Source organism: Bacteriovorax sp. HI3, from assembly GCF_059738875.1.
The window spans coordinates 686,349-702,814 of the sequence record NZ_AP026946.1 but is presented as its reverse complement, the minus strand read 5'-3'; the positions used below and the strand labels follow the sequence as shown (position 1 = coordinate 702,814).

The window sequence follows — 16,466 nt, the reverse complement described above, 5'->3', positions numbered from 1 at the left end:
AAAAATTTCAACCCGATCATTATTCCTATTGTATTTTTTTCAAGAGACCTGTTGAACATTATATTCTTTTGGTACTTTAACAATAAATTAGGAGTCTTTATGTTAAAAATTATGAGTTATATTGTTTTTACGAGCTTAATCACAACACAAGTTTATTCAGCAACATCTCCGTCATGCCCAGGAGAGCAAGGTTTTTTTTATACTAACGATAGGGTCAGAAATCCAAAACAAGGCGGATTTGTTTCAAATGAGGCATATGTTGATGACTCTCATGATGTGTTTATTGGTCCTCAAGCTGCTGTATGTGGCTCATCCGAGATTTTAGGTAGAGCAAGAATCATGGGGAACGCTATCGTTATTAACTCTAAAATCATTGATCAAGCTTCAATAAAGGAAAATGCAATCGTTAATAGTGCTCGTCTCAGTGACGATGCTGAAGTTTCTGGCAATGCCAGAGTTAATGGACCAGAAGTTATTATTCGAGGGAAAGCCCGTGTTTATGGAAATGCAATCATAAGTGGTGATGCTATTATTGAAGGAAATGCTGAAGTCGCCGGCTTTGCCAAAATCTCTACGGGGGTAATTTCATCGGGAGTACTAAAACCTAGTAAATCAGATGAAGAAATCAATGACGATTTAAGACGTAAGACAGAACAAGAAAACAATTTAAAGAAACAAAGAGAAAATGATCAGAAAATTTTATCGGAAAAGTTTTTAACAATTTATGAAAATTATTTCAATAACAATAAATTTAAACAAATGACATATTCACAAACCTCTTTATTTATAAACGAGATTAAAAACCTAACTAATGCTTTCTTCAATAAGTACATTCAAAAAGATATTCAAACATTATTAGAAAAAATGCAGCAAAGAGAGATGGTATTAACTAGCACTCAGAAAAATGAAATTGATGCCACTATTGCGAAATTGAATATAGATATTTCATTTTTGTATAACCTTTTACAGAAAGGTGCATACCTATATGAATCTTTCGAATATTTTGGTTTTAAGAATTTAGCTTTGGAAATTGAACATATCAGACTTCAATCCTTTATTTATTCAAGAACATATATTGGAAAAAGAGGTAATGAAACTGGTCTTTCTGCTATTGAGGCTGAATATAAGATTAAAGATAGTATGGTCAAATACCAAAATCAAACATCTCAATGGTAACTCTATAAATCGTCTAAAGTTTTAACAGGTATTTTTTATCTGTTAAAACTTTAGACAGTCTCTCCCCTTACATAATCTTTACTATCAGCCCCTTACCACTTGGCACATTAGTTGTAATAAGAACTGCATATCACATACGTTTCTCACCAAAGGGGATTATATGAAAAAGCAGTCGATGATGTTCTTTACGTTCTCCGCTCTATTAACTGTGAGTGCATTCGCACCGAAGACTTTTTGGGATCAGCAAAAGACAAATGGTCGCGCTCCTTCTAGCTTAGAAGAAGATCGTCTGGAGAAACTTGAGCTTGAGAAAAAAGAAGCCACTAAAAAAGAAGAATTAAAAAAGAACGAAATCACCGTTCAATGTCTTAAAGACGATAAATCATCAAAGCTTGATGAAGAAATCAAAAAACTTATGGCCGATAAACAGGCGATCATAAAAGAGCTTGAAGAATTAAAGAAAGCTAAAAAAGAAGATACAAAAGAAGACGCTCCTAAAAAGGACGAAGCAAAAAAAGAAGTTGTTAAGACAGATTCAAATCAGGACGTCCTGATGATCATGTCTCAATTAACATCACTGATGATCTCTCAGCAGCAACAACAGCAAATGATGATGCAGCAGATGTTCTCAATGATGGCACAACAAAAACCACAGTATCAGTCTCCGTATGATTCATTCTCACCAGTGAGTGAATACATGAGTCCATACGCTTATATGCACGATAGCTTCAATAACTTTGGTTATATGCCATATGCTCCATTCAGTGAAATGGGTGGATACCCGGGAATTGGAATTGGTTACCAGCCTTCGCGCTCTTTTTCTCCATACCAACAAATTGGTGGGATGGACCGCGCTCCTTCTCAGGAAAAAATGGAAAGATACTACTTCCAGCCACAGTTCCAGGAGCAGGCTCAACAACAGCAGCAACAGCCACAGCAGCCAATGCCTCACGATGGATTCAACTTCAGTGTTAATTCATCAAACGACTTTAACCGCGTACGCTTTGAATAATTAGCTTCTTTCCCCCAGGAAGCTACACACATAGGCCGAAGGAGTTCCCCCTAACTTCTTCGGCCTTATTCTTTTTATCCGACTAAAATACTCCAGCGAAAAAGTGGAAATATTTTCCGCTTTTCCCTAAATCTTTTCCATTACACTCACGACAAGACAGTACAAGCATTCTTGAGCTAAGGAACGGTTCGGGAACAACTAGTAGGGACGCAACTCGTGAATAGGATTTCACCATGAAAGTAGAACTAAAAGGTCAGATTAAAAACGATAAACTTATTATTAAGAAGTGCCATATTTGCGGCCAAGTTAATGAGTCTCATCAGGAACCGCAAAAATGTACGCAATGCAAGAAATCTTTCCTTCCTTCTAACTACTTTTCAAAGGTTCACTCTAAAAATCAATCAGATTACGAAAAACTTTTCGCTTACAGTCATGAACTTCATGACGAAGATGTCATAAAAGGTCTTACAGTTCTTTGGTAGTTGCTCCCTTTTCGTAGTTTTAATGCTATGAATAGTTATGCAACAACTTCATCCAGTCGTCCTTAGGCTCTTTCAGAAAAAAGGCTTTACTCATTCAATGATTGAAGACTTTCTGTCATGGGATTTAAAAACAATTCCCGATATGGGCTCGCTTAAAGATTTAGGAAAAGCTTCAGCGCGAATTATTGAGGCCATTGATAAAGAAGAAAAGATTGGGATCTACGGCGACTACGATGTCGATGGGACAACATCTTGCGCCCTTCTCTATCACTTCTTCCACATGCTGGGAGTAAACGTCAGCACTGTTCAACCTTCTCGTTTTGTAGAAGGTTATGGTCTGCACCTTTCAAGCATCGATGAAGCTGTTGCCAACAATCTCAAAATTTTAATCACTGTAGACTGCGGGATCACAAATAATGAAGCCGCCGATTACGCTCGTGAAAAAGGTCTCGACCTGATTATCACCGATCACCACAAAGATGCACGCGAAACAATGCCGAATGCTTTTGCGGTTATCAACCCCAACCGTCGCGATGAGATTGATAACCCACACTACGACCAATTAAAAACGATGGCCGGAGTAACAGTCGCTTTTGCCCTTGCTGTGCAAATCAGAAACGATTTGATCAAGATGAACCAAAAAATTCCTTCGATCTACTCTCTTCTGCAATTTGTGGCCATTGGAACAATCTGTGACCTGGCCCATTTATCACCACTAAATTTAAAACTAGTCCGCCATGGACTTAAACTTTTAAAAGACACTGAGTACCCGGGGCTTCGTGCCTTCTTTACCAGTGAAGAATTAAAAGCAAAGAGCATTCCTTCTGAAAAACTTGCTTTCCATGTGGGGCCACTCATCAACTCAAAAGGAAGACTGGAGCATCCAGAAGCTTCGCTTCAACTCCTGATTTCAGACAACGCAGAAAAAGCGCGTGAGTATTATGATTTACTGGTGAGCTGTAATGCTGAAAGAAAATTCATTCAGAGTGAAGTTTACAATGAAGCCCGCGAACAAGTCGTAAGAGAATTAAAACACCACGACGGCGAACACTTAATCACGATCGTTTATCAGCCTCACTGGCATGAAGGCGTTATTGGGATTGTTGCTTCTAAATTAGTAGAGGCCTTTAAAGTACCGGCCATCGTTTTCACAGACTCTGAACACGAAGGAATCATCAAAGCTTCGTGCCGTAGTGCAGGTGATTTGGATATCTTCTCGCTTCTTAAAAAAGAGTCAGAACTCTTTATTAAGTTCGGAGGCCATAAGGCCGCAGCGGGACTTTCGATGCCAAAAGAAAACCTTCGCGCTTTCATTGATAATATGAATGCCAGTCTAAAAGACATTCCGGCGATCACTCGCACGAGAATTGATTTTTATGACCTGGATATTGATGCCACAGAAATCAATCCACAACTTATGCGCGATCTCGACCTGCTTGAGCCGTTTGGAATGGGCAACGAGAAGCCAAAATTTCGCATTAAAGGCGTTAAGCTTGATTCTTTTGACCTGATGAAGGACGTCCACGTAAGATGGAGCCTTTCAAAAGAAAAAGTGAAATTAAAAGGAATCAGTTTTAATTATATCGGCAAACATGAGGCCATCACTCCAAGTGAGGTCTACTCTACTCAGAACTTAAAACAGGAAGACTTGTCGGTTTACTTTACGCTTGGACTGAATCGTTTTAACGGGAATGAGTCGATACAGCTAATGGTCGATAAATTGGAATTCAGTTAACAAATCACAAATAAAAAAGGGAGCTTTCGCTCCCTTCTTTTTTACATATCGTCAGTAATAATTACTTAAGAATGTTGTAGTTGAATGCAATACCAGCGTAGATTTTTTGCTCTTCAGTTTTTGAAGAAGCTGGTTTTGTTTCTTTGCTTTCAGAGTTCGCGTATACAACGTGGTAACGGAAATCTTCATCTTTGTTTGGAACGTACTCAAGACCTAGTTCCCAAGCAGTTCTTTCAGACTCATTTGAACCAGATACGATTCCATCAAATCCTTTTTCCCCGTCTTCTTTAATGAATTTAGCGAATGGCTTGAAGTTTTCGTGGTTGTAACGAACTGTAGCTACGATAGAGTTAAGTTTTGCGTCTCCAGCAGCTGAAAGTTTTTCTTGTTCAAGAACAAGGTAGTCAGCTTCAACTGTGAACTGAGCAACGTTTAAACGTAGACCAGCTGACATGAAAGTGTCGTATTGACCAGCGCGAGTTGTCCCTTGCTTGTGGTAAGAAAGAACTGGCTCGATCATTTTGTTCATGAATGAACCGTAATAAGCTGCACCCACAACTTTCTTATCTGTGAAAGGAGTTTGAGCGTTATCAGCTTGTTGTAGGTACTGTAGGTAGATGTTTTGTTCTGCTACAGAGTAACCTGCTGTAAGACCCATTAGGTTATCAGCAATGTTGTCGTTGAAAACTGAAGTCGAGTAAATATCTCTTGAAGAGTATTCGTTCTCATGTCCACCAGTTAAAACAGCTTGCTTACCAACCATTGCTGAAATTCCGTGTCCGAAGTCCTTAGTTAGGAATGCTTCGTCTACAAGGTTAGTTAGACCATTGTCTTTTGAGCTGTCAGCTTCTTGGAAATCAAGAGTTAACTTAGCAGTCATTGTATCATTTAACTTAGCGTCTGTTACCAGTCTAAGGAATGATGTTGTTAATACACCTGAAGAATCTTTTCCAGGGTTGTTGTCAGTTTCAGTGCGAACGTAATCAAAACGTCCTTTAAGTCCCATTACAGTGTCTAGTGCCATTGCCGAACCTGAAGTAAGTGCAAGAGCAGCTACGATAGTCAAAGCTTTCATTTTCTCTCCTCGAGATGTTAATAATAAAAAGAAACAGCAATTAATTTTGATCCCGCCTTAGCGTCGGTGTCAAATAAAAAATTAACAAATGCTTATCTCTTAATTGTTACTTTCTCGATCTTAACTTCTTTTACCGGACGATCCCCTGGTCCTACGGCCGTTTTTCCAATCGCTGAAACCACTTCCATTCCACTTACGATTTTTCCAAAAACAGTGTGTCTTCCATCTAGGTGTGGAGTTGGAACAAGAGTGATGAAGAACTGAGAACCGTTAGTTCCTGGTCCTGCGTTTGCCATTGAAAGAATCCCCGGGCCAGTGTGTCTTAGGCCTGGTTGAGTTTCGTCTTTAAATCTGTATCCAGGTCCGCCTCTTCCTGAACCTTCTGGGCATCCACCCTGGATCATGAAATTGTCGATTACACGGTGGAAGATTAAACCGTCATAGTAAGGGCCTTTTTTAGCTGGAGTTTCTTGTCTGCCTTCAGCAAGGTTAATGAAGTTCCATACTGTCTCAGGACATTCTTTAGCGAATAGTTCTACTTCGAACTCTCCCATAGTCGTCGTAAAAACTGCGTTTACGCGATCAAGGTTTTCTTTGTGTTCACTTTTTTTAACATCTCCAAATCCAAACATATTGTTCTCCTTCTAGTAGTTTGTTGTTTTAAATGTTCCGCGGATATCATCCGCATTTTTCTTTGTATCTTGTTTGTAGAAAATGAGCTTCTGCCCTTCTTGAAAAAAAGCATTCACATTAACGTGCAAGCTCGGCTGTCTTACGCCATTAGTGTCGTAAATCGAAAAGAGCTCAGCGCTGATAACTTTTAGGGCCAGGTTCGGAAATTTAGCTTCGGCCTCTTCTTTAGTCAGACAGGCCGACACGAGAACAGGCACTCCAGTATCATGGACTGAAGACTGCAAAAACGCTCTTAAGCGCTCTTCTTGTTTTTTTCCTAAAAGGGCCTCATCCAGCCAGATCAGGTGAATTTCTTTAAACGTCGGGGCATCAAAGAAATTAATCTTGCTGTTAACTCTATCGCTTGCTTTAAAATAAAGGACCTCTTCGTCTTTTAAAGTCAGGTTAACTTTTGGATTTTTCTTCATCACCAAAAACTCTTCGTTATACGAAGCCTGAATTTGCAGGGCCTGGTTGTAATTTAATGAAAAGCTCTTCATCATCGCTTCGATATCAAAGTAGCGAATCCCTTTTGATCTAAAACATCCGGCCGACTGACTGAAGTTGGCCCAGTCAGGGATGTCTGAAAGAAAATACTTTTGAACACCTGTGCTGGTATAATACTGATCGACTTCTCTAGGTTTCAAGGCCTTTGATGAGCAACCAGCAAAAAGAAATAAAGCAGACACAATAATGAAAGAAATGTTTTTCATAAATCTCACGCTTTTTTAAAAAATTTTAAAATATCAGTTTCGATATCTTTGATCATGCCAAGACCTTCATTGAGGTCGCGGGCATTCATCACGTAATGGCCTGGCTCTTCATTTAAAAGAGCAGAGCCTGCAAGCCTCTCTTCTTCCACTCCACGGGCCACACAGATAGCGTCTGCGGCCAATGTCATCATATCAGAAGGCACTCTTGAGTGGTCTCTAAAGTCAGGTGACTCAATCGTAGCAAAGACACCTTCGCGGTCTAACAGGCGGTCTACTGCCGTCACATCATACCCAGAGTGCACAATCAGTGGTGGTGTTGGCTCAACTGGCTTTGGCACTTTAACTTTGACGTAGTCTTCAAGGTCGCGCCACTCGCGAAGTTTTGTTTCAAAAACCTCTTTATCTTTTTCAAAGCGAGCTTTAATTTCTTCAAGGAACTTCTCTACTTCCTCATCAAGCCAGCCAATCCCACAAGACGTGTAAGCGGTTTGATAAGTCACCCAGTGAAGCTCATGTTTTGGTGAAGAAAATAGCCAGTCTTTCATTTTAAGAAGAGCGAGCTTTAAAGAGACACCTTCGCCCACCAGGACGATCGTCTTTTTGTTGCTTAAATCAAGCTTAGTAAAAATATCTTTTTCATAATACAGAAGAGAACTCTCCTGTAGATTGTATTCATTTAAGGCCAGGCTTCTGCCCGCTCCCATTGGAGTTGGCTTTTTTCCTAACCCTTGAGCTTCAATCACGATATCAAAGTCTTCAAAATTCTCTACCGGGCGGTGAAGTGAATTGATGACGTCTTCACCTAATTGCTTAAAGAAGTCTGGGTTTTCTTCTAATTGTTTTAAAATCGTTTCTTTTGGATTCAATGTATAAACCACGCGAAAAAGGTCGTGCATGCGCGTACGCCCAGGTACCACTTCATCGCTATGAAGAAAACGTTTGTGCACGCGAAGAACATCTCCACGTTTTGTCAGATTGTATTTTTCCAGCTCTAAAACGGCCGGGACAATTTCGCTGTCAAAGAACTCTTTTACGGTCACGATGCTTTTTTGGTAAGCGATCTTGAAGTCAGGATAGTGATCCAGAAGAAAGCGCATATTTCCACCCAAAGGCGCGCGCTGAAACAAGGTTACAGTCGCTCCCATTTGATCAAAATAATGTGCGGTTAAAATTGCTAGTGGACCAGAGCCAACGATGGCCATTTTCATAAGATTTGTACTCCCGAATCAGGAGTACAAATCTAACATATGAAGCTTATAATTGAATATGAAATTACACTAAATAGCGCGGTGCTATTACTTGAAATAGACCTTTGTGTCACCCTTATCGATCGCTGAGTGCTCTGCAAACTTATAAATGAAGTCAATAAAGCTCTGCATAGCTTCAAAACTAGCTACAGATTTATCGAATTCACACCCGTATTGCATGTAAGTATTGCCATCTTTACCAAGGACTTCTTTCCCGTGGCGAACTGACATGATCACTGGAATGTATGAGGCGTTTGTGAAGTACATTCTCATGTTTACTTCAAAACCTTGAGCAAGTTTTTTATCTGTTCTTGGGTTCCACGGAACCTGAAATGAACAACCATCCCCTGCGATATCAACCATCGTTACTGGATAGATTGAACCATTATCATCGATTACCGAGTATGCTCCCAAAAAGTTTTGGAACACGATACGGTTAAAAGCTCTGCGCTTTTGCTCGATTGTATCTGCTTTCTTTTTATTGAAATCTAATACTTTAAAATCTGACATGCTAGTTCTCCCAATTTGACCATAAGGTCCGTTCTATTGGTCTCATCGGAAGTCCTGCGAATTTATTTATTATCTTTTTAGATAACTTGGGGTCTGGGAAATTTCTTCTTTCATTCGAAGAAACGATTCTAATCTCGACATGATAAGTGTCGTTTCGTAAGCGTTTTGGTCAAGTTTTGTATAGAAAAAACACCCTGCCGTTCCCGGCTCATGGGTGCAATTTGAGAACTTGCATTGAACCGCACCTTCTTCGATATCCGGAAAGTACGTTATTAAGTCTTCTTCGAGTAAATCTTCAACCCCAAAAGACCTGATTCCTGGTGAATCGATTAAAGACATACTCTCGCAGTCAACAATTTCACTCCAGGTTGTCGTATGAGTTCCTTTTCCAACCTTCCCCACTTCGCGGGATAAAAGTTTAATTTTCCCCTCTGAAGAAGCGGTGATCAGTTTACTTTTCCCCACCCCTGACTGGCCCAGGAAAATAGATGTCTTCCCTTGAAGTCTCTCTTTTAAATCATTAAGCCCCAATGAAAGAACCTGTGGTTTGTAATCAGTGTGGGCCGCTGAAACTTCAAAACACTCAATCCCTAAATTATTCATGCGATCGAATTCAAACTTCATATCAAGAATGTTTGGATCGAATTCATCCATTTTGTTAAAGACGATCAATGGCCTGATTCCCCACTGGTGAGCGCGCACTAAAAAGCGGTCTACGATTCCACGTTTGTACTCAGGACGAGACACAGAACTCACAATAACCATCAGGTCACAGTTTGAAGCTGTGACTTTTTTCTTTTGTTCGCGAATGATCAGTCGGTAAATTTCATTATTGCGCGGAAGAACTTCCGTAATGACATTCTTCTCATCAATCATCACGTAATCACCAACAACGATTGAGTTGTCATCCCCTTTTAAAAGATTCCCCAATGCTGTGGCCACAACCATGTCATTGGTGTCGATGATTTTGCAATCAAACTCTCTCTTTGCTGATTTAAATACGCGTGCCTTTTTTAACATGTCATAAATCCTTCAGGAAAAAATTGTCCCTTAGGATCAAACTGTTTTTTCAGAGCGCGGAAAACACTTTTTTCCGTCTCAGCATAAAAAGGAGCGATGAATTTTCTTTTTAATAAACCAATGCCATGTTCAGCAAAGGGCGAGCCTTTCCACTCTAAAACTTTGGCGTAAAGAGTTTCCAATTGCTCATTACAAAAATCATTTTTATCCGGAGTCGGCATAAAGTTGAAATGCAAATGTGCATCTCCAAAATGCCCGAATAAATTGTATGGAATACCTTTAGTCGCCATTTCTCTATAGAACGAAAGAAGCTCTCTAAACTTGTCTTCCCCTACTTGGACGTCAGTTCCTTTTTTCGTCACTCCCATGCGGCTGTTGACTTCAAAGATTGCTCTTGGAACACTGACACGCAGGTCGCGGCATTTAGACGCATTCATTTCAAAGATATGCTCTTCGTTAATTAACGTCAGCGTACTTAAAAGGTTTTCGTAGATTGATTCAAAATTATCTTTTTTAATTTCTAAAAAAATAACGTCCTGATTATTTCCTGGATTTTTATCTGCTGGCAGGTAAGAAAGTGAATTCGCATCAATGAACTCACAGGCGCGTATCTCGTTTCTAAACTTTTGAACAGCATGGTAAATCTCCAGGTGCGGTTCAAAGTTTTCTTCCCAGCGAGGAAGAAGCATAAAGACATATGTTTCCGGAAAATGCTCAACCGTTTTTAATACGGCCGAAGTGATCACTCCCAACTGCCCTTCCGTCCCTGTCATCAGGTCAGTTTCAAACTCCAGGCGCGGGTATGGTGCATTCTTAAAATTTTTATAGTGATTAAAATCTTTTTGGTATGAAGACAGATCAATGCCACACTCTAGCTTTTTATCGGCCAGGAGTTTTTTCTCTTCACCATTGTGATCAAGATAACTCACTTCCACGATTTGCGAGCGCAGGTTTTTAAAACCAAACGACCTCTCACCAGTACAGCTCGTTGCAATTCCCGCTAGAACGCCGGCCAGCTCTTCAGTTGGAGATGTCATGATCTCTCTTCCCTGACTTAGACAAAATTCTTTAGCTTCTTTCCACGTCACAAAACCTGTGACTTTTAAGTTTCCATCTTTCATCATTTCAAGGTGCCCCTTAATCGTTGAAAGATTTCCCAGAACTGTTTCGCTATTAAGACCGCTTAAATTTTCAAACGGAATAACCGTCGAAGTCTGTGACGAATGAAACAGCGTCGGCTGCCCAGTCTTCAAATGGGCCACGACCTCAGGGACGGAATAAAAGCTTTTTGTCTTCATCCCTCTAGTTTAAGGAAGAATCTCGAATTGGGAAAGATTTATTTAAAATTCCAAGGACTTAGAAAGCCTAAAACCTCATCTTTCGCTTGACATTAGGCCTTCAAACCATTAATTTTCTTCTCACTTCGAAAATTATCCAATCATGCACTCGTAGCTCAGCTGGATAGAGCAACCGATTTCTAATCGGTAGGTCTCAGGTTCGAATCCTGACGAGTGCGCCATTTTAAAAATCCTTTCATATTCAACAAATTGCAAACTGACCCGAGTCGATGTCTCGAACTTTTTTACTAGTGACCTCTCTAGGAATTTTCATTAGAGTTATAGAATGAATTCAGCAAATGATATTCTCAACGGCTTAGACAGATTTGGAATTTCCATAACTGAACATGGTCAGATAACACTTATCTCCCACCTAAAAGGCACATTCGAAATATTAAAAAAATGGAATTGCGATGAAGAAATCTCACTGGCGGGACTATGCCATAGCATTTATGGGACTGAGTCATTTCTAAAAGTTTCTGCAACACTCGACAATAGAGAATATGTACAAAATCTTATAGGCGATAGAGCTGAAAGATTAGCTTATTTATTTGGTGCTCACAAAAAAGAATCGTTATGGGAAAATTTAAATCGAGATTCAAATTTTTTTATTATGGATCGCTTTCTCGACAAAGAAGTTACGCTTTCAGACAAAGAGCTAGCTGATCTCATTACGATAACTCTAGCCAATTGGCTTGAGCAAAGACCACGCTCTAAACCAGAACATCACTTCATCCGACAAGCTGAATTCATAAGATCAAAAATACATCTTCCCAAAAGTGCATTTGAAGACTTTTGTACTGCTTATGGTCTAAAAGATCTATAGAGGTTCGAAAATTCCCCACTTGAGTGCACCATTAAAAAAATCCTTTTATTTCAATGACACCCAAAACAGTCGACTGTTTATCTCGAACTTGTCATAAACATTTCAGCTATATAAAATTTTGTATGCACAACTTATCTGCCAAACCAGTTCAATTAGACTTACATAAAGATATTTGCATTTCATTTCGTGAAGACTCATTTGTTGTGAGCTTTGGTGATGCAAAAAAATTCTATGAAGAAGATGGAAAAGGAGCTGAAAGATATATTGAATGGCTGCAAGGTAAAATTAATAAAGATCCTTTATCTGCTATTCATATCTGGGAAGAAAATCAGATCATCGGACAAATTGAAATGGGTGGACCTTTTCAAGATCCAACTTGTGGTTACATAAATTTGTATTACCTAATTCCTTCGAAGCGAGGAAAAGGTCTAGGAAAATTTTTAGATGAGCATGCAATGGATTATTTTAAAAATAAATCAATGCAAAAGGTCCATCTAAGAGCGAGCCCAGATAATAGCCAAGCAGTTTCATATTATAAAAAAATGGGATGGAAGGATCTAGGGCCTAGTGCAACTTCGGCCGATGTCCATTTAATGGAAAAAATCATTAGTCCGTAAGCATTATATTGAACAAGAAGTTCGAAACTCCCCCAAACGGGTGCGCCATTTTAATCCATATATTTATTCATCTCCGGCGTCTCACTCTCAGCTCAACCTCGTCACATACTCCTTTGGCAAACCCATAGCTAACTAATAAAAATGCTTCGCATTTTTTTGCCAAAGTATGCTCCTCGGCTTCGCATCGGTGATCCTTGGATCTGAACAAATCTATAGATTAAAACAAGTTTAAAGAATCCTTTTTATTCACAAGACGCATAACCACCATTTCATAAATAAAAAGCATTCCCTGTTAAATTAATTAAGAGTTACTAAAATTTGTTTTGAGAATTAAGTTCTCCGTCAAATGAGAATAAAATGAACATCTCGAACTATCTCAAATTGAAAGAATGATTTACGTTATCAGAGGTCAGAGAGTTATGCTTGATTCTGATCTTGCAGATCTTATCAAGTCGAAACGAAACAACTCAATCGTCAGGTAAGACGTAACATTTTAAGGTTTCCTGAGGACTTCATGTTCCAACTTACATCCGAAGAATATAATGTTTTGAAGCGCCAATTTGGCACTTCAAAACCTGGAAGTGGTGGTAAACAAAAGTTGCCACTGGTATTTATTGAAAACGGAGTCGCAATGCTCTCTGGGATTTTGAATTCTGAAAGAGCAATTCTTGTGAACATTGCCATTATGAGAATTTTTATGCGCCTGAGAAGCTTTTTGCTCTTAGAACAGGAGTTAAGAAAAGAAATAAAGGACCTTAAAAAAGGAACAAGTAATATGTTTAAAATCGTATTTGAGAGACTTGACTCTGTCGAAGCTGCTACTCCGGCATTAGTTCCTAATCGCAAGAAAATTGGTATAAATGTTAAAGATTAAGACACAAGTTCCGAAAGTCCGGCCAAACGCGCCATTCCACCCTATTTTTTATTTTAATTACTTCCAAGCAATTCCCGCTGTGTGTCTCGTACTTTTCACTGTATGATTTATGAAATATTTTTTTAAGAGGCTTCAGTGAAATTTATAATTGCAACTCTATTTCTTTTGTTTTCATTCTCTGCATACTCCATGCAAATTTTTATCAAAAAACCAACAGGTACAAAGATTGCTCTGGAAGTTGATGCCAACGACACAATTGAAAATGTGAAGGCAAAAATTCAAGACAAAGAAGGTACTCCTCCAAGTCAACAACAGCTTACTTTTTCTGGTCGTATATTAGAAGATGGAAAAACGCTGGCAGATTACAACATCCAAAAAGATTCAACTCTTTCCCTTGCAATACTCTGTGCTTTTAGCGAGCGCATAAGCTTAATCTCCCCTGAAAACAATGAGACAATAAACTATCATGAGAGTTTGCATTTCAAGGTTTTAAAAGAGCAGACCGATGCCGAGTATATCGTTGAGTTTTGCGATCAAAGTGATTTTAAAAACTGTGACTCTTTAAATAATTCGTTTATTACCCGAACAGGCAGTGGAAAGACCGCTACCAATAATGGCCTGCTCAGTCTATTTATTCTTCCTGCTGTTTTTGGCCTTTTTCATCCGAAAAGAAAGAAATACCTCGGTCTGATCATTTTACATTTTTTAGTATTATCCTGTGGCCAAGGAGGTTTTGCACCGAGCTTAACTTCTTCTAAATCGAGTTGCTTTGTTTCTCAGGCATCTGTCCAAGAAAAAGAAGCTTTTCTTCCTCAATCATTGGTCGCACAAAAAAATTACTATTGGCGAGTCAAAGGCATCATGCCCTCAGGCGAAGTTTTTTACTCGGAAACAAGAAGTTTCAAAGCTACGCTCTGACAATCGTCTCGAACTTCCCAACCGTAAATCTCTTCATATCAAAGGGAATAAATTTAAAATTTTCCGGCCTCATTCTCGGGTCGTTATGAACTTTTTTATTCACTTGGGCAGCATGGGCCTTCGATTTATAAACGATGAAAGCAAAAATCACGGTTTCGTTAGACTTAAGTTTACATAATTTTGTAAAGGATACACCAAAAGGAGTCTCTAGCGTCTCTCCAACACATTCATAGTAATCAAGAGCACCGTGTTCCATCCAGACTTTACAACCGAGTGTGGCCATCTTTTTGTAAGCTTTCAGATCTTTCTTTTTAATAGGAATGATAAAACCGTCAACATAACGTGCCATAGCTCTCTCCTTACTTTATGTTCTTGTTAAAAATATTATGGCAAGAAGTTCAAACGCCATCAAGGCCAGCGCGCCAAAAGGTTGCTCTGGACTTCAATTCCTTTTGCGCTAAGATAGTGGGAAGCAACATTTATAAAAGGCGACCATGAGATATCTTCTTCTTTTACTTCTACCAATCATCACGAGCTGTACTACGCATACAAACAATGAACGAATGCCAAGAGAGTTAGGAGTTGAATCATGTCAGGAAGGAACAACGAGGACAGGATACGACTCTCCTACCGCCACTGGATCAGCAACGTGTTCTCAAAGCACGCAAATCTGTGTCCGCGGTCAATGGCAAGGGCCAGCACTTTATGATTTCTGTACAGAGCAATTTAAAAATTGTGGGGCCATTCTTCACGGTACGGTTGAAAGTGGTTATCAGTCTCCGACAGTTCCCAATGGCAGTCCCTGCATTCCAGCATCGAGAACGTGCATAGAAGGTTCTTGGAGTGGACCTGAAGTTTATAGTAGCTGTAGTGAACTTCCTTAATTAAACGTTCATGAGAGGATGCTTAATCACAAACGTCGTCCTCTCAAACCCATTTGAATCAAAGTAAAGCTCCCCACCATGATCTTTCATAATCGTCTGAGAAATTGAAAGCCCAAGACCTGTGCCACTATTTTTAGTAGTGAAGAAAGGATTAAAAATTCTCTCGGCCACTTCATTGGAAATTTTTTCGCCCCCGTTTGAAACCAGGAAGTAAAAAAACTGATCGTCTTGTTTGAAGTTGATGGAAATCCAGCGCTCGCTTGCTTCTGGCTCACCTGCAACAGCGTCTGAAGCATTTTTGAGCAGGTTTAAAAGAACCTGTGAGATTTGAACTGAGTGACAGTGAATTTCAACATCAGGAATTTCTTCAATATTAAAAGTAATGCCTAACGAATTGATATGCTCCTGACAAAAAGGCGTGGTTTCACTCATGATCTCATGAATAAAATATCTACCTTTAGGCACGCGGTCTGACTGATTAGCGAAATGCTTAAGTCCTTTAACAATCGCCGAAATTCGTTCAACAGATTTGTAAATTTTTTCTGTGTGCTTAATTAATAATTGATTGTCGACTTTATCGGCCTTTCCAAAGCGCGTGAGCATTTGAGCGCATGAAGAAATGATGGTCAGAGGATTGTTGATCTCGTGGGCCATGCCTGCAGACATTTCCCCTAGAACGGCCAGGCGTGATGTGTGGACAAGTTTAACTGTCTGATCAATGATTACACTTTGGCTTTCATTAAGTTCACGATTTTTTCTTTCCAATTCAATTTGATAAGTAAAAAGTTGAACCAGGTCTTTGCGGTAAGCGCGGAATTGCTTTATTTGATACCCGTAATACATCACATATAAAACAATCAATGGTAGGAAATTAAGGCCCTCAGCAAAGTAGTAATAAAGAATAATTCCGACTTGAGGCAAGAGCAGAAAAGTTTGAAACGGTAGAAAGAGAATTGGAAAATAAGAGAGAGTCACAGTTGAAGAACCAACTAATCCAGCAAGCAATGTCGTGGCAACAACAAAATGCACACCACTGAGTTTCAACTCAAAAGAGGCCAGGCTCAGAATCACGGCAAGCCCCAGTCCATTCAACGTTACCAAAGCAATAGTGTAAAGCCATTCTGAATGGCTGAGCGTGCCTTGATAAATGATTTTTCTGTAGTGGAAAAAACGGAAGATACTCAGAACAAAAAGGGCCAGAGAAATAATCTTAATAAGAGAAAGGAATCTCTCACAACCGTAGCCATAGAAAAAAGAAAACAAAGCAAAGCCAGCAAATGCAAACGTCGCCGATTGTCCTTTTTTAGCAACCTCAACTCTTAAGAGATCGTTAAGCAAATTTTCCTTTAGATTCATTGCATAGGTATA

18 protein-coding genes and 1 tRNA gene are annotated in these 16,466 nt (G+C 39.4%); 10 read left to right on the top strand and 9 right to left on the bottom strand.

Features of this window, described 5'->3' with window-relative positions; all coding sequences use genetic code 11:
* Nucleotides 1–99: 99 nt before the first annotated feature.
* The 4 genes from AC6JA8_RS03340 to recJ all read left to right on the top strand — a co-directional run bounded on the left by AC6JA8_RS03340 (nt 100) and on the right by recJ (nt 4,405).
* Nucleotides 100–1,176, top strand: a complete 1,077-nt coding sequence (locus AC6JA8_RS03340) for an LbetaH domain-containing protein (RefSeq protein ID WP_497975749.1) — start codon at nt 100–102, stop codon at nt 1,174–1,176.
* A 160-nt stretch (nt 1,177–1,336) separates the two neighbouring features.
* Nucleotides 1,337–2,188, top strand: coding sequence for a hypothetical protein (locus AC6JA8_RS03335; protein WP_497975748.1), 852 nt, complete (start codon nt 1,337–1,339; stop codon nt 2,186–2,188).
* 233 nt (nt 2,189–2,421) lie between these two features.
* The gene (locus AC6JA8_RS03330; protein WP_102242444.1) at nt 2,422–2,670 is read left to right on the top strand and encodes a hypothetical protein; all 249 of its coding nucleotides are present in this window, start codon (nt 2,422–2,424) and stop codon (nt 2,668–2,670) included.
* A gap of 37 nt (nt 2,671–2,707) precedes the next feature.
* On the top strand, nt 2,708–4,405 hold the full coding sequence (gene recJ, locus AC6JA8_RS03325) for a single-stranded-DNA-specific exonuclease RecJ (protein ID WP_497975747.1): 1,698 nt from the start codon (nt 2,708–2,710) through the stop codon (nt 4,403–4,405).
* Between the two features lie 61 nt (nt 4,406–4,466).
* On the opposite strand, the gene AC6JA8_RS03320 is transcribed toward recJ, so the two are convergent.
* The 7 genes from AC6JA8_RS03320 to AC6JA8_RS03290 form a co-directional block, all read right to left on the bottom strand.
* Nucleotides 4,467–5,480 carry a hypothetical protein gene (locus AC6JA8_RS03320; RefSeq protein ID WP_497975746.1) on the bottom strand — a complete coding sequence of 338 codons (1,014 nt, stop codon included), beginning with the start codon at nt 5,478–5,480 and terminating at the stop codon, nt 4,467–4,469.
* Between the two features lie 92 nt (nt 5,481–5,572).
* Nucleotides 5,573–6,112, bottom strand: a complete 540-nt coding sequence (locus tag AC6JA8_RS03315) for a peptidylprolyl isomerase (protein ID WP_102242441.1) — start codon at nt 6,110–6,112, stop codon at nt 5,573–5,575.
* Nucleotides 6,113–6,124: 12 nt separating this feature from the next.
* Nucleotides 6,125–6,865, bottom strand: a complete 741-nt coding sequence (locus AC6JA8_RS03310) for a hypothetical protein (RefSeq protein ID WP_497975745.1) — start codon at nt 6,863–6,865, stop codon at nt 6,125–6,127.
* A 5-nt stretch (nt 6,866–6,870) separates the two neighbouring features.
* On the bottom strand, nt 6,871–8,073 hold the full coding sequence (locus AC6JA8_RS03305) for a hypothetical protein (protein WP_497975744.1): 1,203 nt from the start codon (nt 8,071–8,073) through the stop codon (nt 6,871–6,873).
* Nucleotides 8,074–8,160: 87 nt separating this feature from the next.
* Nucleotides 8,161–8,622: a PilZ domain-containing protein gene (locus tag AC6JA8_RS03300; RefSeq protein WP_102242438.1), complete on the bottom strand. Its 462-nt coding sequence runs from the start codon at nt 8,620–8,622 to the stop codon at nt 8,161–8,163.
* Nucleotides 8,623–8,691: 69 nt separating this feature from the next.
* Entirely contained in the window at nt 8,692–9,642 is a 951-nt protein-coding gene (gene rsgA, locus AC6JA8_RS03295; RefSeq protein WP_497975743.1) for a ribosome small subunit-dependent GTPase A, read from the bottom strand.
* Entirely contained in the window at nt 9,636–10,940 is a 1,305-nt protein-coding gene (locus AC6JA8_RS03290) for an FAD-binding oxidoreductase (protein WP_497975742.1), read from the bottom strand. Before AC6JA8_RS03290 ends, rsgA begins: the two co-directional genes overlap by 7 nt.
* 144 nt (nt 10,941–11,084) lie before the next feature.
* Between AC6JA8_RS03290 and AC6JA8_RS03285 the strand changes: the two genes are divergently transcribed.
* The 5 genes from AC6JA8_RS03285 to AC6JA8_RS03265 all read left to right on the top strand — a co-directional run bounded on the left by AC6JA8_RS03285 (nt 11,085) and on the right by AC6JA8_RS03265 (nt 14,214).
* Nucleotides 11,085–11,161: transfer RNA gene (locus AC6JA8_RS03285), tRNA-Arg, on the top strand.
* Between the two features lie 104 nt (nt 11,162–11,265).
* The gene (locus tag AC6JA8_RS03280; RefSeq protein ID WP_497975741.1) at nt 11,266–11,805 is read left to right on the top strand and encodes a DUF6817 domain-containing protein; all 540 of its coding nucleotides are present in this window, start codon (nt 11,266–11,268) and stop codon (nt 11,803–11,805) included.
* 122 nt (nt 11,806–11,927) lie between these two features.
* Nucleotides 11,928–12,422, top strand: a complete 495-nt coding sequence (locus AC6JA8_RS03275) for a GNAT family N-acetyltransferase (RefSeq protein ID WP_497975740.1) — start codon at nt 11,928–11,930, stop codon at nt 12,420–12,422.
* Between the two features lie 490 nt (nt 12,423–12,912).
* Nucleotides 12,913–13,296: an ORF6N domain-containing protein gene (locus AC6JA8_RS03270; RefSeq protein WP_497976871.1), complete on the top strand. Its 384-nt coding sequence runs from the start codon at nt 12,913–12,915 to the stop codon at nt 13,294–13,296.
* Between the two features lie 135 nt (nt 13,297–13,431).
* On the top strand, nt 13,432–14,214 hold the full coding sequence (locus tag AC6JA8_RS03265; protein WP_497975739.1) for a ubiquitin-like protein: 783 nt from the start codon (nt 13,432–13,434) through the stop codon (nt 14,212–14,214).
* Here the strand turns inward: AC6JA8_RS03265 and AC6JA8_RS03260 are convergent.
* Nucleotides 14,204–14,563 carry a DUF1428 domain-containing protein gene (locus AC6JA8_RS03260; protein WP_497975738.1) on the bottom strand — a complete coding sequence of 120 codons (360 nt, stop codon included), beginning with the start codon at nt 14,561–14,563 and terminating at the stop codon, nt 14,204–14,206. The two genes, AC6JA8_RS03265 and AC6JA8_RS03260, sit on opposite strands and share 11 nt — an antisense overlap.
* Nucleotides 14,564–14,708: 145 nt before the next feature.
* Here AC6JA8_RS03260 and AC6JA8_RS03255 point away from each other — a divergent pair, with 145 nt between their 5' ends.
* On the top strand, nt 14,709–15,098 hold the full coding sequence (locus AC6JA8_RS03255) for a hypothetical protein (RefSeq protein ID WP_142410047.1): 390 nt from the start codon (nt 14,709–14,711) through the stop codon (nt 15,096–15,098).
* Here the strand turns inward: AC6JA8_RS03255 and AC6JA8_RS03250 are convergent, their stop codons facing one another.
* Entirely contained in the window at nt 15,099–16,454 is a 1,356-nt protein-coding gene (locus AC6JA8_RS03250; protein ID WP_497975737.1) for a sensor histidine kinase, read from the bottom strand.
* Nucleotides 16,455–16,466: the final 12 nt, after the last annotated feature.

Excerpts from the sequence above, each read along its gene's own strand:
- rsgA (WP_497975743.1), bottom strand. The coding sequence starts at position 9,642 with ATGTTAAAAAAGGCACGCGTATTTAAATCAGCAAAGAGAGAGTTTGAT.
- AC6JA8_RS03255 (WP_142410047.1), top strand. The coding sequence starts at position 14,709 with ATGAGATATCTTCTTCTTTTACTTCTACCAATCATCACGAGCTGTACT.
- AC6JA8_RS03310 (WP_497975745.1), bottom strand. The coding sequence starts at position 6,865 with ATGAAAAACATTTCTTTCATTATTGTGTCTGCTTTATTTCTTTTTGCT.
- AC6JA8_RS03330 (WP_102242444.1), top strand. The coding sequence starts at position 2,422 with ATGAAAGTAGAACTAAAAGGTCAGATTAAAAACGATAAACTTATTATT.
- AC6JA8_RS03290 (WP_497975742.1), bottom strand. The coding sequence starts at position 10,940 with ATGAAGACAAAAAGCTTTTATTCCGTCCCTGAGGTCGTGGCCCATTTG.
- AC6JA8_RS03315 (WP_102242441.1), bottom strand. The coding sequence starts at position 6,112 with ATGTTTGGATTTGGAGATGTTAAAAAAAGTGAACACAAAGAAAACCTT.
- AC6JA8_RS03300 (WP_102242438.1), bottom strand. The coding sequence starts at position 8,622 with ATGTCAGATTTTAAAGTATTAGATTTCAATAAAAAGAAAGCAGATACA.
- recJ (WP_497975747.1), top strand. The coding sequence starts at position 2,708 with ATGCAACAACTTCATCCAGTCGTCCTTAGGCTCTTTCAGAAAAAAGGC.
- AC6JA8_RS03320 (WP_497975746.1), bottom strand. The coding sequence starts at position 5,480 with ATGAAAGCTTTGACTATCGTAGCTGCTCTTGCACTTACTTCAGGTTCG.
- AC6JA8_RS03305 (WP_497975744.1), bottom strand. The coding sequence starts at position 8,073 with ATGAAAATGGCCATCGTTGGCTCTGGTCCACTAGCAATTTTAACCGCA.
- AC6JA8_RS03250 (WP_497975737.1), bottom strand. The coding sequence starts at position 16,454 with ATGAATCTAAAGGAAAATTTGCTTAACGATCTCTTAAGAGTTGAGGTT.
- AC6JA8_RS03280 (WP_497975741.1), top strand. The coding sequence starts at position 11,266 with ATGAATTCAGCAAATGATATTCTCAACGGCTTAGACAGATTTGGAATT.
- AC6JA8_RS03340 (WP_497975749.1), top strand. The coding sequence starts at position 100 with ATGTTAAAAATTATGAGTTATATTGTTTTTACGAGCTTAATCACAACA.
- AC6JA8_RS03260 (WP_497975738.1), bottom strand. The coding sequence starts at position 14,563 with ATGGCACGTTATGTTGACGGTTTTATCATTCCTATTAAAAAGAAAGAT.
- AC6JA8_RS03275 (WP_497975740.1), top strand. The coding sequence starts at position 11,928 with ATGCACAACTTATCTGCCAAACCAGTTCAATTAGACTTACATAAAGAT.
- AC6JA8_RS03335 (WP_497975748.1), top strand. The coding sequence starts at position 1,337 with ATGAAAAAGCAGTCGATGATGTTCTTTACGTTCTCCGCTCTATTAACT.